Source organism: Photorhabdus viridis, assembly GCF_040256935.1.
In the GTDB taxonomy this organism is placed as follows: Bacteria; Pseudomonadota; Gammaproteobacteria; order Enterobacterales; family Enterobacteriaceae; genus Photorhabdus; species Photorhabdus viridis.
Genome location: NZ_JBEJZY010000021.1, coordinates 26,658 through 41,211, shown reverse-complemented (window position 1 = coordinate 41,211; position 14,554 = coordinate 26,658). Strand labels below are relative to the sequence as shown.

The 14,554-nt window shown below is 40.6% G+C and carries 12 protein-coding genes and 1 pseudogene; 5 read left to right on the top strand and 8 right to left on the bottom strand.

What is annotated here, in order from left to right:
* Nucleotides 1-43: 43 nt before the first annotated feature.
* The 4 genes from ABR397_RS10830 to ABR397_RS10815 form a co-directional block, all read right to left on the bottom strand.
* A complete protein-coding gene (locus tag ABR397_RS10830) occupies nt 44-1,165 on the bottom strand; it encodes an MFS transporter (RefSeq protein WP_350305768.1) in 1,122 nt (373 codons plus the stop codon).
* Nucleotides 1,166-1,284: 119 nt separating this feature from the next.
* Nucleotides 1,285-1,689, bottom strand: coding sequence for a hypothetical protein (locus ABR397_RS10825; protein WP_350305767.1), 405 nt, complete (start codon nt 1,687-1,689; stop codon nt 1,285-1,287).
* A gap of 48 nt (nt 1,690-1,737) precedes the next feature.
* Complete coding sequence (locus ABR397_RS10820; protein WP_350305766.1) at nt 1,738-2,979, bottom strand: cytochrome P450; 1,242 nt, start codon at nt 2,977-2,979, stop codon at nt 1,738-1,740.
* 17 nt (nt 2,980-2,996) lie between these two features.
* Nucleotides 2,997-3,956, bottom strand: a complete 960-nt coding sequence (locus ABR397_RS10815; protein ID WP_350305765.1) for an HD domain-containing protein — start codon at nt 3,954-3,956, stop codon at nt 2,997-2,999.
* Between the two features lie 229 nt (nt 3,957-4,185).
* On the opposite strand from ABR397_RS10815, the pseudogene ABR397_RS10810 reads away from it, so the two are divergent.
* Together ABR397_RS10810 and ppa are read left to right on the top strand one after the other, a co-directional pair.
* A pseudogene (locus ABR397_RS10810) lies at nt 4,186-4,354 on the top strand (IS630 family transposase); the annotation flags it as partial.
* A 192-nt stretch (nt 4,355-4,546) separates the two neighbouring features.
* Nucleotides 4,547-5,077: an inorganic diphosphatase gene (gene ppa, locus ABR397_RS10805; protein ID WP_350305764.1), complete on the top strand. Its 531-nt coding sequence runs from the start codon at nt 4,547-4,549 to the stop codon at nt 5,075-5,077.
* A 102-nt stretch (nt 5,078-5,179) separates the two neighbouring features.
* On the opposite strand, the gene ABR397_RS10800 is transcribed toward ppa, so the two are convergent.
* Genes ABR397_RS10800 through tamA form a run of 3 tightly spaced genes read right to left on the bottom strand, consistent with a single transcriptional unit; the run spans nt 5,180 to nt 11,042 of the window.
* The gene (locus ABR397_RS10800; protein WP_350305763.1) at nt 5,180-5,527 is read right to left on the bottom strand and encodes a gamma-glutamylcyclotransferase family protein; all 348 of its coding nucleotides are present in this window, start codon (nt 5,525-5,527) and stop codon (nt 5,180-5,182) included.
* Nucleotides 5,528-5,529: 2 nt separating this feature from the next.
* The gene (tamB, locus tag ABR397_RS10795) at nt 5,530-9,303 is read right to left on the bottom strand and encodes an autotransporter assembly complex protein TamB (RefSeq protein ID WP_350305762.1); all 3,774 of its coding nucleotides are present in this window, start codon (nt 9,301-9,303) and stop codon (nt 5,530-5,532) included.
* On the bottom strand, nt 9,300-11,042 hold the full coding sequence (gene tamA / locus ABR397_RS10790) for an autotransporter assembly complex protein TamA (RefSeq protein ID WP_350305761.1): 1,743 nt from the start codon (nt 11,040-11,042) through the stop codon (nt 9,300-9,302). The genes tamB and tamA overlap by 4 nt, the downstream gene beginning before the upstream one ends.
* Nucleotides 11,043-11,157: 115 nt before the next feature.
* On the opposite strand from tamA, the gene msrA reads away from it, so the two are divergent.
* A complete protein-coding gene (gene msrA, locus ABR397_RS10785; protein ID WP_350305760.1) occupies nt 11,158-11,805 on the top strand; it encodes a peptide-methionine (S)-S-oxide reductase MsrA in 648 nt (215 codons plus the stop codon).
* Nucleotides 11,806-11,960: 155 nt separating this feature from the next.
* On the top strand, nt 11,961-13,292 hold the full coding sequence (locus ABR397_RS10780; RefSeq protein ID WP_350305759.1) for a hemolysin family protein: 1,332 nt from the start codon (nt 11,961-11,963) through the stop codon (nt 13,290-13,292).
* 102 nt (nt 13,293-13,394) lie between these two features.
* Here ABR397_RS10780 and ABR397_RS10775 read toward each other — a convergent pair whose 3' ends face one another.
* Complete coding sequence (locus ABR397_RS10775; RefSeq protein ID WP_011148633.1) at nt 13,395-13,601, bottom strand: DUF1107 domain-containing protein; 207 nt, start codon at nt 13,599-13,601, stop codon at nt 13,395-13,397.
* A gap of 288 nt (nt 13,602-13,889) precedes the next feature.
* Between ABR397_RS10775 and ABR397_RS10770 the strand changes: the two genes are divergently transcribed.
* Nucleotides 13,890-14,444: a YtfJ family protein gene (locus ABR397_RS10770; protein WP_350305758.1), complete on the top strand. Its 555-nt coding sequence runs from the start codon at nt 13,890-13,892 to the stop codon at nt 14,442-14,444.
* Nucleotides 14,445-14,554 lie beyond the last annotated feature (110 nt).

The following is a 14,554-nucleotide window of genomic DNA, read 5'->3' as shown; positions in this document are numbered from 1 at the left end:
TTATCCTATAGCACTAATAACACTCTTCTATCAAATACAAAACCTAAAAAATTCTATGTAATAACCGTATTTTTCTATGCACCATTAGCATGGCGACTAGTATAAAAGCAATAATCGATACTATTACAGGTATCGTAAAGTAGCTTCCAAATGCAGTTGAGTTGATACTGAATGTCACTATGCTAAGGCTTAAGCTCATAAGCAACGCACCATAAACAAGGAATGAAGACGAAATAAAATTATCACTTGGATTATTACGTTTGATAAATCGAATAAACGCAATATGTGTCGCACCAAATGTGATACCATGCAGCATCGCTGATATAAATATGATCATAAAACTGTCTGAAGTAATCATAACTCCCCATCGAATAATCGATGCCAATGTAGCAGCCAATAATAAAGATTGATAGGACATAGATTGATTAGAAGAAAGGATCTTAAATATACCAATTTCTGCCATAACACCGATCATGAAAATCGCCGAAATCTTCACTGAGTTAAAACCCAACCCATGAAAGTACGGAGCCCCAAATACATAAAAACCAGCATGTGAGCCATGAATTAAAAAAACGATGCTAAACACATAAAAATGTATTGGTTTAAAGTTGGTTAATGAAATATTATAATATTGGTTTTTCAATACTTTCATAGTCATCATTATACCATATATAAGTATCGGTAGTGCAATTAGCAATACTAAAATCTCTTTTTGATAATGAGTAAATGAGAAACTAGCAAAGATAATCGAAATAATAAAACCAAATGAACCAAATAAACGAATCGTTTCATATTGACCACCTTTTAAACCAGAACTAACTAATATTGATTCAGTTATAGGTATGCCAATCGGTAAGAAGAGTGCAATGACAATCAAACATGTTATTGAAAGATAACTACTTGTCGATATTAACAGCAAGACACACGCTACTATTGTTCCACTTGTAAGTAATATCCCTGTTCCTTTAGTACCAAAATGTTTAATTAAATAGGGATAGAACGTAAGCAGCCCCACAGTACGGGCTAAGAATGATATACTACTGACTATTCCTGACATATTTGCACTAAGACCACTTTTCTCAGCAATAACAAAATAAAAGTTGAGAAAAATAGCCCATGAAAAGAAATAAGAGAAACATAGTGTTTTTAATGCATTATTTAACATATATGACTACTACCTTAACGCCTTATTTATCAATCTTATAGCAATATTAAAACCTTTTAGTTCAGATATTGCTGAGTGGGCACAATTTACTAGTTCTATGGTTACCATATCAGAGTACTTTAACTTATCCATAAAATATTTTTCATCGTTGGAAAAAACAACGATATAGGTTTAATTGGTTTTACACTCAAACAATCACGAATACGTGAACCAAAAATACAAATAGAATTCTGAATTGGTAAATATTTATCACCAGATATTCTCCATGCCACTGTAGCCCCGATACTAAATCCAATTAGTGTCACCGGAGAATAAATATATTCAAGAGCACATCTCACTTTCCGGGTGTATTTATTTATTGATGATACACGATGAAAATATTCATACATTGTATTCTTATCATTTGGAGTTATATTTCCAACTTCATAAGGTGAAATAAATGATACATCACCATCTAAATATTCTGCGATCAATTCCACATGTTCTGAAATTCCGTAAATATCAGTTAAAATTATAAATTTCATATAATATATTACCGCCCCAAAAGTAATACAACTAATGGGGCATCATCATTATTTAACTTTAATACTCATTGACTTAATACCATGGAAAGTTGGATTGTGTGACCAATCAGGACTGTGAATATTGTAGCTAGGTTGAATGTCTTTAAAAGTACCAAACAGCTTTTCTAATATCACATTGAGCTCCATTTGTACAAATGCAGCACCAATACACGCATGGTATCCACCGCCAAACGCAACATGATTTGACTTTTCTTCTCTTCGAATATTAAACACATCGGGATATTTGAAAGCACGTGGATCACGATTTGCGGCACCTAAAAATAGATAAACCGAATCGTATTTTTTAATAGTCTCTCCGTGTAGTACGATATCCTTAGCAGCATGACGAGTTACATATTGAATTGGTCCCTCAAAACGCATTGATTCTATGAGCGCATTATCAAGTAGTGACTTATCTTGTTTAAGAGCTTCCATCTGTTCAGGATGAGTAATCAGACAGTGCAACATATTCGTTAGCATAAATTGTGGAATTTTATGTCCACCGAAAATCAGATGAACAGTTTGAGCCGCTATTTCTGAATCACTTAACATCGCCTCATCTTCAAACTTCTCAGAATTGGCCAAACGGCTAATGAGATCATTTCGAGGTACTTTACGACGAGATTTGATAGTTTCGAACAGAAAATCAAACATTTCCCTCATGCTCTTTTTAGTAATATCCGAAATTTCTTTATCAGGTACACTCGATACCACAAAATTTTGCATGAAATCAGCAATATCATCCGACCATTTGATGAATTTATCTACTTCACTTTCATCCAAACCTAACATTTTACACAAAATCATCGCAGGTAATGGATGAGCAATTTCCTCCACGAAATCGATTTCTGTATGGCCGCTATCTGTAATCTTTTGAATCAATGTATGTGTAATCCTAGCAATTTCAGGCTTGATAATTTCAAGCTCTTTTCGCATAAATGCTTGATTCATGAATTTTCTAAGGCGTGTATGAACTGGTTTATCGTTATAAATCATCCAAGTTGAGATAATATCGATAATTTCTTTGAAATGCTCACTTTCACCTTCTTTGAGATTATCTAGCTTTTCTTGAATAAGGTGGCTGGTAATCAAATCGTTAGAACGCAATAAGCTTGATACATCCTCATGTCGTGTAATAAACCATGAATTCATTTCTTCGGAAAAATATGCAGGGGTTTCATTTCTCAAACGTTCGTATACTGAGTATCTATCATTAAGATATGCATCTCCATACACGCTAAACTGCTCCATTTACTACTCTCCTTACTTTAATAATATGTTAATGTTTGTTGCTCAGTTAACGATGAAATCAAATCAACGATATCTCGAGCTGATTCATTCTCTTGCCGCCTCTGAATCAGTGATTCAAATAAACAAGAAAGTATCTGTCTTGAATATTCATCTTCTTTTGTTGCGTATTCGTGTTCGATTAAGAAATGCTTACTGATTGCCGCTGCACAGCTGGTGAAATCTCGGAGGGCATTGGAATTAATCTGCCCTTTAGAATCGAAGAAAAATTGTGTAAGTACTGTGGAAGCTATCTCGGTGGTACTTTGATCTATCATCTCAGTGATGACCTTACACACATCCAGATAATGTGTTTTTCGATATGAGTCTAAAAGAATCGCATCCCCTCGCTCAGTCACCATATCTTTTATGTCGCTGATAGTGTAAGAGATTTCGTCGGCGTAATTCACAACAGTTTTTAATTTCTCCAGATTATAATCCCTTGATAACGTCAGAAGAAAACTTTCCGATTCATAAACCCCCTTGAATAGTGTGGTGTTTCGAAAATGTGGGTGTATTGGGATTACATAATTGTATTTAATACAAAGTGAAGAAATTAAACTTGGAAGTTCAAGATACTGGCAAGCTATCCTGACACTTTGAGCATTGCTTTCAAACCCCCCATGCTCTGACATTAGCTCATTCAATACTCGCTCGCCTGAATGGCCAAACGGGGGATGACCAATGTCATGAAGCATTCCAGAAATACGGCAAAGACAAAGCTCAAATTCATCGAGTTCGCTACCAAACAGAGGAATGCAATTGATAACATCGTTGGTATGTTTTATCCGTGTATAGTGTTCCGAACTTCTGAAATGATATGGGATAAACTGGGTTTTTCCTCCTAAAGACCTATAGTACCAACTTTTTGAAATATACTTTTCGATTTCCAATAATTTTTCAATTTTTCTTTCTCGAACAGCATTATCTAGTACAAACATCCCTGCCCCTGAAACAAATCATCCTATAATTTGTTATTTATACTAACAAATCAGAACAATAATGTAAAATCAATGTGAACATACTGTGGAATTTGAAATATTTAATGTAGTTAACACCAACCAAATAACTTTCCAATAATACTGACATTCTTTCTTTTTACTTTCACTTATGTTGTTCACCAAAGCCTACTCCATGAGCTCGCCGACTTTTGCTAAATAACTGTTCCAGATAAATGAAGTACTGAAGAAAGGCAGTCTTGACCATCCGATATTTTACGAAGATGAAGTCGATATACACTTCAATCCTAAAATAGGTGCAAACTGGCAATTACGGGGACAACAACGTATCGTCACATCGGGTCAGAATGAGAAATACTATCTGGCTGGTGTCTTACGGGAAGCTGGATCTCGTCAGGCATTAAGTGGGCAATCTGTATTATCCGTTAGTGACTGCACCACGGGACTATCAGCAAACTCAGAGACAGCATTTACCAACAAGCGACTTGTCAGAAAAATGGAGAGTACTTTGAAAAATGTTTTGGCTATAATACCCTCCCACTCCATTCTGATTTGAAATAAAGGAAACTTTCATGAGTCTGAACTCAGTACCGGCAGGGAAAGAACTACCTGAAGACATTTACGTCATCATTGAAATCCCTGCAAATGCAGATCCAATTAAATATGAAGTTGATAAAGAGTCTGGTGCACTGTTTGTAGATCGTTTTATGTCTACCGCAATGTTCTATCCATGCAACTATGGTTACATCAACAATACTCTGTCTCTGGATGGTGATCCGGTTGATGTTCTGGTTCCAACTCCATACCCACTGCAACCAGGTTCTGTGATCCGTTGCCGTCCAGTTGGCGTTCTGAAAATGACTGATGAATCAGGTGAAGATGCGAAACTGGTTGCGGTTCCACACAGCAAATTGACCAAAGAGTATGATCACATTAAAGATATGAACGATCTGCCAGAATTGCTACGCGCTCAGATCACTCACTTCTTTGAGCACTACAAAGATCTGGAAAAAGGTAAGTGGGTTAAAGTTGACGGTTGGGATAACGCCGAAGCTGCTAAAGCAGAAATTATCTCCTCTTTCGAACGTGCGGCTAAGAAATAATTTTTCTCTGCCTACATAATTAAAAACCTCTGCCAAAAGATCTCTAACAGAGGTTTTTAATATCACAGTCCCTTTACCTTCAGTATAAAAGGGAACTTCGCTTTACTCTTTTTCGTGGCGTTTCAGCCAATCGCCGCTTTTTATCCGTCGTAAACCCGCGACCGGAAACTGATAAAGATATATCCATGCACTGCCATACGGAGTCTGAATCAACTCCCTTACGTACTCTCGAGAATTATCTTTCAAATCATCTAATTCTGTCAGGATAGTAGAATTGATACGATATATCTCACACTCAATACTCCCGTCACCACGGATAACCGCAGGATAATGCCCAAGGTCATACAGCTCATAACCTTCCAGCTTATGATCCCCTAACCATTGAGCATCGGTCATCCAGTGATGATTGCCCTGTTTGCGCCGTAAGCTGCCATAAACAATAATTCGCATTTTTAAAACTCAAACTGATAGAGCAAATCCAATGTCTGATCAATACCAGACACTGCTTCCAGATACAATCTAGGCATTAACCTATAGCGTAAAGTTAATGTTGCCAGTGAATCAAATATACCAACGCCATATTTAACTTGCAGATCTTTTGTGATATTTCCGCTAACAACTACCTGTGATTTATCACCAACCCCTTGAGTATCCAGTGCTAAATCGGAAACACCAAATATTTCACCGATTTTACCCACCAACTGACCACTCTGCGCAATCCCCAAACCTATCAACATTGCCCTCATCTGTGAGTTGTCCGAGTCACTGCTCTCCAACCCTTGACCACGCAACAGGTAAGAAAGCGCTTCCTGTTGTGATTTGGCAGGTTCTGAAAAAATTTCCACTTTTGGCTGATCCGCCAAACCGGTAACTCTCACCCCTGCAATAACACGACCATCAGTTGATTCTGGGTTACGGATAGCCTCGATATTAAGCAATGGTTGATCCGGTGGACCTGAAAACACAATCATCCCTTTACGAACAATCAGATCCTGCCCATAGGCATGGAAACTACCATCGAGAACATCAACTTGACCATTCAAACCCAAGCCTTGTTCACCCTGAACAGCTTTCAGCGCGCCTCTAAGTTTCACCTTGAGGCCAAATGCACTGAGTCGAACATCATCGCCTATATGAATCGTCAAATTACTTTGAATCGGGATTGACGCTTTTTTCACTTCCAACGGCTGAAGATTCTCACCCAACATAATCTCATCCGATGAAACTTCAACAGCCGATTCGGGTAGTTCTTTAACTGTAATACGCGCCCAGGGAATATCAATATTACCACCCAATTTCAGCAACTGGGGAGAAGCCTCAAACACCAGAGTAGGGCTGACATCAATTTTCACCATTGGTGGCAAAGTTACCCTCAACTTATCACCGTTAGCGGCAATTCTTGCATGCCACGCATCCAAATTACGCCAGTCAGCATCACCATTCAGGTTAAGCTGCCCTTTCGGGGTTTTGAGAACACCATCAAGATCGGAACGTATTCCATCAAAATTTACACCAAGTTGCCCTTGAGTGATATCAAATGGAATCCAATGGCCCGAAGCTTGCAGTTCACTCAAATTCAACCGACCAAACAGTAATGGATTTTTGGCATTTCCACCCAGACTCAGATTAGCGTTCAAATGACCCTCTGCCTTATCACCTTTTCCAAGAATCGGTTTGATCAACGCCAGTGAAATATCCTGAATACCTACATTGCCCGATAGTTTGCGACGCCCTTCAAGATCAGCAACCTGTACCGCACCGTTAAACTGACCATTTCCCATAATTTTAAACAGCCAATTCAGCTCTGCGGCTCCATTCTTCAAGCCTACATTGAGTGTCAGGGTTTGAAAATCTACAGGTAATGCGATGCCATCAATCACTTGCTTAACCTGCACCGCATCACCACGCAGATTAACGTTAGCCTGAGGCAATCCCCCCCCAGCACTCCATTTAACATCAGCATTACCACTGAATACACCTTTCAAATGTGTTTCAGGCCCCAATAATGGTTGAATCATAGCAAGATCAAAACGATCAAGAGCAATAGATGCACTACCGTTGGCACCCGCTTCAATGGGTTTCGGTACGCAGAGCTGCGCATGTGGATTCAACCAACAATGAGTACCCACAGTGACTTTCTGTTGCTGATTGAAATAATCAATAGTAATAGCTTTGGTTAAACGCCATTCGCCAACCGGGGTATCAAAACGGGTATTATTAATATCGCCTTTCCATCGTTGTTGCTTGCGATCAAAACTACCATTAAGCGCAAGTTGACCGGCAACTGGCTCACCATCGACCTTCAATTGCAAATTATGCTGTTTTTCATTGCCCTTAGCATTCAACGTCAAACTACGAACGATTAAATCAGCCTGTTTCAACTGACCGACTTTAATAGCAAAATCGCCCTGGATCTGCGCAGCAGAGCGTACATCACCCTTCACATTCACACTATCAATGCGCAAATTCTGCCATTTCAACCCATTAGCATTCAGATCAGCCAGAATTTGAGGCGCTTGCATATTACCACGCAGTTTCAGCGTCCCATTAACAACACCGCCAAGTCCCGGTAATAAACCATCCAGCCTCGGTGCTCTGATATCGCCATCAAGTTGCCACTGTTTGAACAACTGCCCCTGGAGATTGATTTTATTACTCCCTAAAGCCAGCTCAAATTGAGGAATATTCCACTGACCAGCCGCATTACCTGAAATCTTACCCCTGGCTTTTATCAAGTTCTGTTTTACATTACCATCAAGCGTTATTTCCGGGATTCGGAGCTGCCAGCTACCACCGTGTAAACTGCCACGGGTCACTATTTTTCCCTCTATTTTGGCTGGCCATTCCGGCCACTGTTCAACGGTATTAATGCCAGAAAGCGTCAACACCGCATTCCAACTTACCGCTTTACTCCAATCTGCCACACCGACCAGTTCAGTCCTTCCTTGCAAAGCAGACAAGCGCAAGCGAGTCAACTTAAAGCGTTCTTCATTACCTTTAGCATCCAACACCAATAATGCCGGTGGAATTTCATTACCTTTAATGTCCGAACGCAATGACAAATCATAACTACTCGTTTTACCATTCAGGCGCATTTTTACGTTATCAAGTTGATATTCAGGCTCTCCCGCCAAAGGCCAACTCAGTTGCTGACTTTCAAGCGTCATACGCACTGGCAAACCTGTCTTAGCCAGTTCCACCTGGGCATCAATTTTAGCTTTGACAGGACCAGACAAATTCAGAATTAAGTTGAGTTGTTCCAGCAAGGCTCCATTAAGCTTCAAGTCAACTTTTTGCCCTTGAATCTCTTGCTGATCTATCTCACCTTTTATTGACAGCTTTACCGGCCATTGCTGTGCCAAAGTCGCGGAACCATGAACGGCTAAAGAACCTTCCGGTGCCTTTACATTCAATTTATCGAGCTGAATCTGCTGCCCCTGATTACTCACTTGCAGTAATAAATCATTGATTGTGATATTGGTGTCACCAGTCAGCCGTAATTGCTTACCACTGATCTCTTCAACAGTAATATCCAGTGGAATAGGCACTTCAGGTAACGCTGCCAATAGCGGCTGAGAGAATAATGTCTTCAGGATTTCTCCCAACGACTTTTTTGGTTCAACTTCCTGCTTTGCTTTCTCTGCTGCTTCCGCTGTTTTCAATTGCTCAGAAGTCGTTTTTGGCAATCCCACCAGCAATCCATTGATTTTCGTTGGCTTAAGAATTAATGCCTTTTGCTGCCACTTAGCCGCAGTCCTGAATTCATCAAGGGCAAATACCCTATCATCTACAGTGACCACCGCATTTTTAATGGATAGCAAGTTCAGTAAAATCGGATACGGCGTCTCTAATTCAGTCAAAGGCGCTGATTCTGACGATGGCTCTCTCGCAGGTGGCAATTGTTTGGTGTTAATCGCCACTTTTACGCCTTCTGTCGTCAATGCATTAATACATAACTGACTACTTTTAAGACAATAAAGATGCAACGAAAGATGGAGTTGATTCACATTAACATCAACACCGGGCATCTGATACCTGATACCTTTCAGGGTCAAATCACGCCAGCCACCACTGACACTGGCAATATCCAGCCCCGGTACCCAACGGATGGCACTGTTAATCAGAGTATGCAGGCCAGATTGCGTTCCTACTAATCCGGCAACAGCAATAACCAACAGCGTAATAATCAGCAAAAAAGCAATACTGACCTTCTTAATCCATCTCATAATTCAGATCCTAACCCGATGTAAAACTGGATATTACGGGATTCTGAATCCCCTATTGGCCTGGCAAGATCAAACTTAATGGGTCCGACAGGAGAAGCCCAACGCACACCAACACCTGCGCCGGTTTTAAAATTGCTCCTTCTAACATCATTGACTGCTTCACCAGTATCAACAAAAACGGCACTCCACCAATCACCCATTACGTTATATTGATACTCAAGCGAACCCACGATCAGCATGGATGCCCCGGTCAATTTTCCTTTATCGTCTTTAGGAGAAATTTTCTGATATTGGTAACCACGGACACTGCGATCGCCACCCGCAAAGAAACGTAAATCAGGGGGGACTTTCTGGAACTCATTGGTTTCTATCCACCCCAAATTACCCCGGGCAACAAAACGATGATTATCCCAGTAAGTTCTGATCCAAACGTTTTGCGCCTGTAATACCAGAAAATCCACATCAGAACCCCAAAGGGTATCAGAAATATCAATAGAATAACGCTGGCTATCGCCCCAATAAGGCATCGTACCCCCACGTTGGCGGATACGACTCACGTTCACTCCCGGATACAACAACATAGCAGTGTTCGTGACATTCGCTTGAGTAAAGTGGCTGAGGCTCCAGCGCATATTGATCCCATACTGCCAACCAGTTGAAAGATCCCAATTACGAGAAAGGTTCACCGTCGCAGTATCTGATACGGTATCATTGACATCCTTACGTTTATAACCCGCCTGCAACGCATAATATTGCTCCAAAGGATTCGTTTTCAGCGGCATTTTATAGGTAGCATCAATTACCTGTTCAGGTGCAGAAAAGTTAATACTCGCGCCAAGGCTATGCCCACGAGAATTCAGCCACGGTTTTGTCCACTTAGCTTTTACCCGTGGCCCGACGTCTGTTCCATAACCCCCACCTAATTCAACATAGTTTTTGGAACGTGGTATTAATACCGCATCAAGAGGGAGAATCTTATTGCCACTTTTTCTGGCAGCATTAAAATCAGGTATCACTAATGCTGAATTAAACCAACCCGTTTCGGCCAGCCGCCGGTTGAATTCAGCCAATTGTTCCGAGGTATAAAAATCCCCTTCTTTGAACGGCGCCAAGTGACTCAAATAATCTTCACGAATTTGTGAACCACGATAATATATCTGACCAAAGTGATAACGCTCACCACTGTTAAAATTAAAATCCCAAAATGCCTCATGCCGCTCTTTAGCAACACCCAATTGGCTCTTTTCCATTACGGCGTCAAAATAACCTTTTCTAATAGCAAGCCCGGTCAGAGAACCTTTAAAGCTTTCATAACCACCATGATTAAGAATTGTCCCTTTTTTCGGGCTTTTGTTTTTAACAAGTTTGGCATAATCTCCATCTGTCTTAGCCCCACCTTCCAAAACAACATTAACACCGGCAATCCGTACAGGTTTACCGACCGTGACTTTTGCTGTTAATACCGAACGAGCGGGGGGTTTATTTTCCTGATAGGTAAATTCGATAATGGGTTCATAATAACCAAGGGGACGCAAACCTTCACGAATCGCTTTATCCACACGAGAGCGGAAACGACCATCTGCCGCAACTTCGTCAGTACTGATGGTGGAAAGATGAACTCGGGCATTTTTTTCTAAACTGCCAGTTAATCCTTCTATTTTCAGGCGAAGACTAGCACTATGAGCGATGGGAGTTGCGATAGACACACAAAGAAAGCATAAAATGGGGTATCTCGACACGCGAACTCCTAACCTAATCGGAATAATTTGACTATAATAAAATTAATCTTGAGTAAAGTTTATAATATATACAATCTATCAATATCTGAAAACTTAATAATTACAGGAGGGAATTGTGCCAACTTTAGCTAATAAAACCCCATCTATTGATCCTCAAAGTACATTACCAAGAAGAGCTGAACCACTGAAGATTTCACCTAACCATACTGTCACCAATCATGCAATAGAGCCTGTTCCAGCCAATATGGAAGTTGCCTACTTTGGTATGGGATGCTTCTGGGGCGTAGAACGGCTGTTCTGGCAACAATCTGATATTTACACTACTTCTGCGGGTTACAGCGGTGGTACAACACCAAACCCAACTTATGAAGAAGTCTGTAGCGGCCTGACCGGTCACGCCGAGGTTGTCAGAATTGTTTATGATCCGGCAAAAAATAGTTACGAAAACCTGTTAAAACTTTTCTGGGAAAACCACGACCCGGCTCAAGGAATGCGTCAGGGAGGGGATATTGGTAGTCAGTATCGTTCCGCGATTTATACTGTGTCACCTCAGCAACATGAACTGGCATTAGCCAGCCTTGAGCACTTCCAAAAAGCCATGCAACAACAACAAGATAACCGACCTGTTACCACCGAGATCACAAAGGCAGGGCCATTCTACTTTGCTGAAGACTATCACCAGCAGTATCTGTTTAAAAATCCTGAGGGATACTGCGGGTTAGGCGGCATCGGTGTTTGCCTGCCACAAATGAGCAAAAACTAGCCGGCTCATCTAAACTGGTGTTATAATTTACACACTAATCAATAGCTTTCTAAGCATTTATTACAACTTTTTATTTTATATGATTTTTATTGTTTCCTCTGGTGTTCTTTCAACGATAACCTACCCTATCACCGGAGGTAAAACATGGATACCTTATGCTCAATAGTCTATTAGTGGTGCTTCTACTGTGCGCGATCAGCGCCTTTTTTTCGTTATCTGAAATCTCTCTTGCCGCCTCAAGGAGAATCAAATTAAAACTGATGGCAGATGAAGGTAATATCAATGCAGCTCATGTCCTCAAATTACAAGAATCTCCAGGGATGTTTTTTACCGTTGTGCAAATCGGCCTGAACGCAGTCGCCATTTTGGCAGGTGTTGTCGGTGAATCGGCATTCTCTCCTTCACTGAAAACTTTTTTCATTCAATTTATGCGACCAGAATGGGCAGAACAACTCGGCTTTATCTGTTCATTTATCATTGTAACCAGTGCATTTATTTTACTTGCTGACCTGACGCCAAAGCGTATCGGTATGATCAAGCCAGAAGCTGTCGCGGTGAAAATCGTTAATCCAATGCGTTTCTGTCTGACAATTTTCCGCCCATTAGTTTGGTTATTTAATGGGCTGGCTGATCTTATCTTTAAAATCTTTAAAATTCCGATGGCGCGTAATGAAGACATCACATCTGACGATATTTTCGCGGTTGTGGAAGCAGGAGCTGTTGCTGGTATTCTGCGTAAACAAGAGCATGAACTGATTGAAAACGTATTCGAGCTCGAATCCCGTACCGTTCCTTCTGCCATGACCTCACGGGAAAGCGTCGTCTACTTTGATAAAAATGAAAGCGAAGAAAGTATCAAACAACAGGTTTCCACCCAACCACATTCCAAATATCTGATATGTGACGGAGATATTGATCATGTTATCGGTTATGTAGATTCCAAAGATCTGCTTAACCAAGTCCTGAGTGGTCAAAGCCTGAGCTTCAATAAAGGCGTCCAGATCCGCAACGCGCTGATCATTCCAGATACCTTAACGCTTTCAGATACCCTGGAAAGCTTTAAAGCTGCCGGTGAAGATTTCGCTATTATCCTGAATGAATATGCGCTGGTCATGGGTGTGATTACCCTCAATGATGTTATGACTACCCTGATGGGTGATTTGGTTGGTCAAGGTCAAGAAGAGCAGATTGTCGTCCGGGACGAAAATTCATGGCTGGTTGAAGGCGGAACACCGATTGATGATGTGCAGCGGGTATTGGATATTGATGATTTCCCTGATTCCAGTAACTACGAAACCATTGCAGGCTTTATGATGTTCCGGTTAAGGAAAATTCCAAAACGTACTGATTCAGTCAAATTTGCGGGTTATAAGTTCGAAGTTGTCGATATTGATAACTACAAAATCGATCAGCTATTAGTCACAAAAATCACTGACACCCTCATCACGGCTCCCGCTCATAACCCAACCATCTGTGATGATAAATAAAAACGGCCTGTTTTTAAACTGAGGCCGTTTAATCTTCTCATAAAGCGCCACCTAATCGTGGCGCAGATCATTCAGTATGCTACTCGCGGCTATTCTCGTTATCTATCCTATTTCGGCCTGCAAACGTAGCACCTGCTGATTAACTTCACTCATCACACTGAAATGGCGTTTGTCTCTCACCTTCGGCGGTAAAATTTTGCCGCAGTCGAATTCAAAAGCCCCCATATCTTTAATGTATAAACGTCCACGGAATAAAGTTTTAACGTAGAGAGCAATTTTCAGTGGGTTATATCGGTGAAAAATTTTCATCTCTGCTTTTTTCCTCCTATGCTTCTTACGGTTACGTTTGGCGCACCAACTCCATACACCACACCGCTATGTAGAATAGTAGACTGAGTTTATCGGATTTTGTTCCCCCCATTTTTAGTTTTACGCACTGAATTTACATAAAATGACAGATATTTAGATATGCATAATTATGTAAATTTATCTCTTACTTAATGTTAAAAAATTGATCTTCTTTAAAGAGATAAATCAACTGATAACCGCTATGCTAAAAACCCGTGCATCGTCACATTCACTTACAAAGGAAAAATTATGATCAAGAATTTTATGTTATATGCTGCACTACTTTGCTCTCCTGCTCTGGCATTGGCTCACAACATTAACCTGGAACAGAATGTTCCTGCGGTCAGTGTTTCTGATAAAGGTGAGTTGTTACTCAACAATAATAAGTTTAGCTACCAAAATTGGGATAGTGGAAAATTGATCGGAAAAGTGAGAGTCATACAACATATTGCAGGTCGTAGTGCAGCGAAAGAACTGAATGCTCCACTGATAGAAGAAATAAAACGTGCTGATTTCTCAAAAGAAAAATACCAAACAACCACCATCATCAATGTTAGTGATGCCATATTTGGTACCGGGCCATTTGTCCGCAGCAGTATTGAAGACAGTAAAAAAGAGTTTCCTTGGTCCCAGTTTATCGCTGACAGCAATGGTGTAGTCAAAAAAACCTGGCAGTTGGAACCTAAAAATTCCGCCATTATTGTCCTGGATAAAAACGGCGTAGCGAAGTTTGCCAAAGAAGGTAAGCTAAACAGCAACGAAGTCAAACAGGTAATTGAATTGGTTCGTAAAGAATTACAGTAAAAACATCAGTGGTGATAACGACTTTGCGGATATGTTTCGGTTTGCCTTTATCACCACCGCCCTACTGAGAAGCAACTTATTTAACGTCAGCTTTGCTTAAGAGCAGCAAT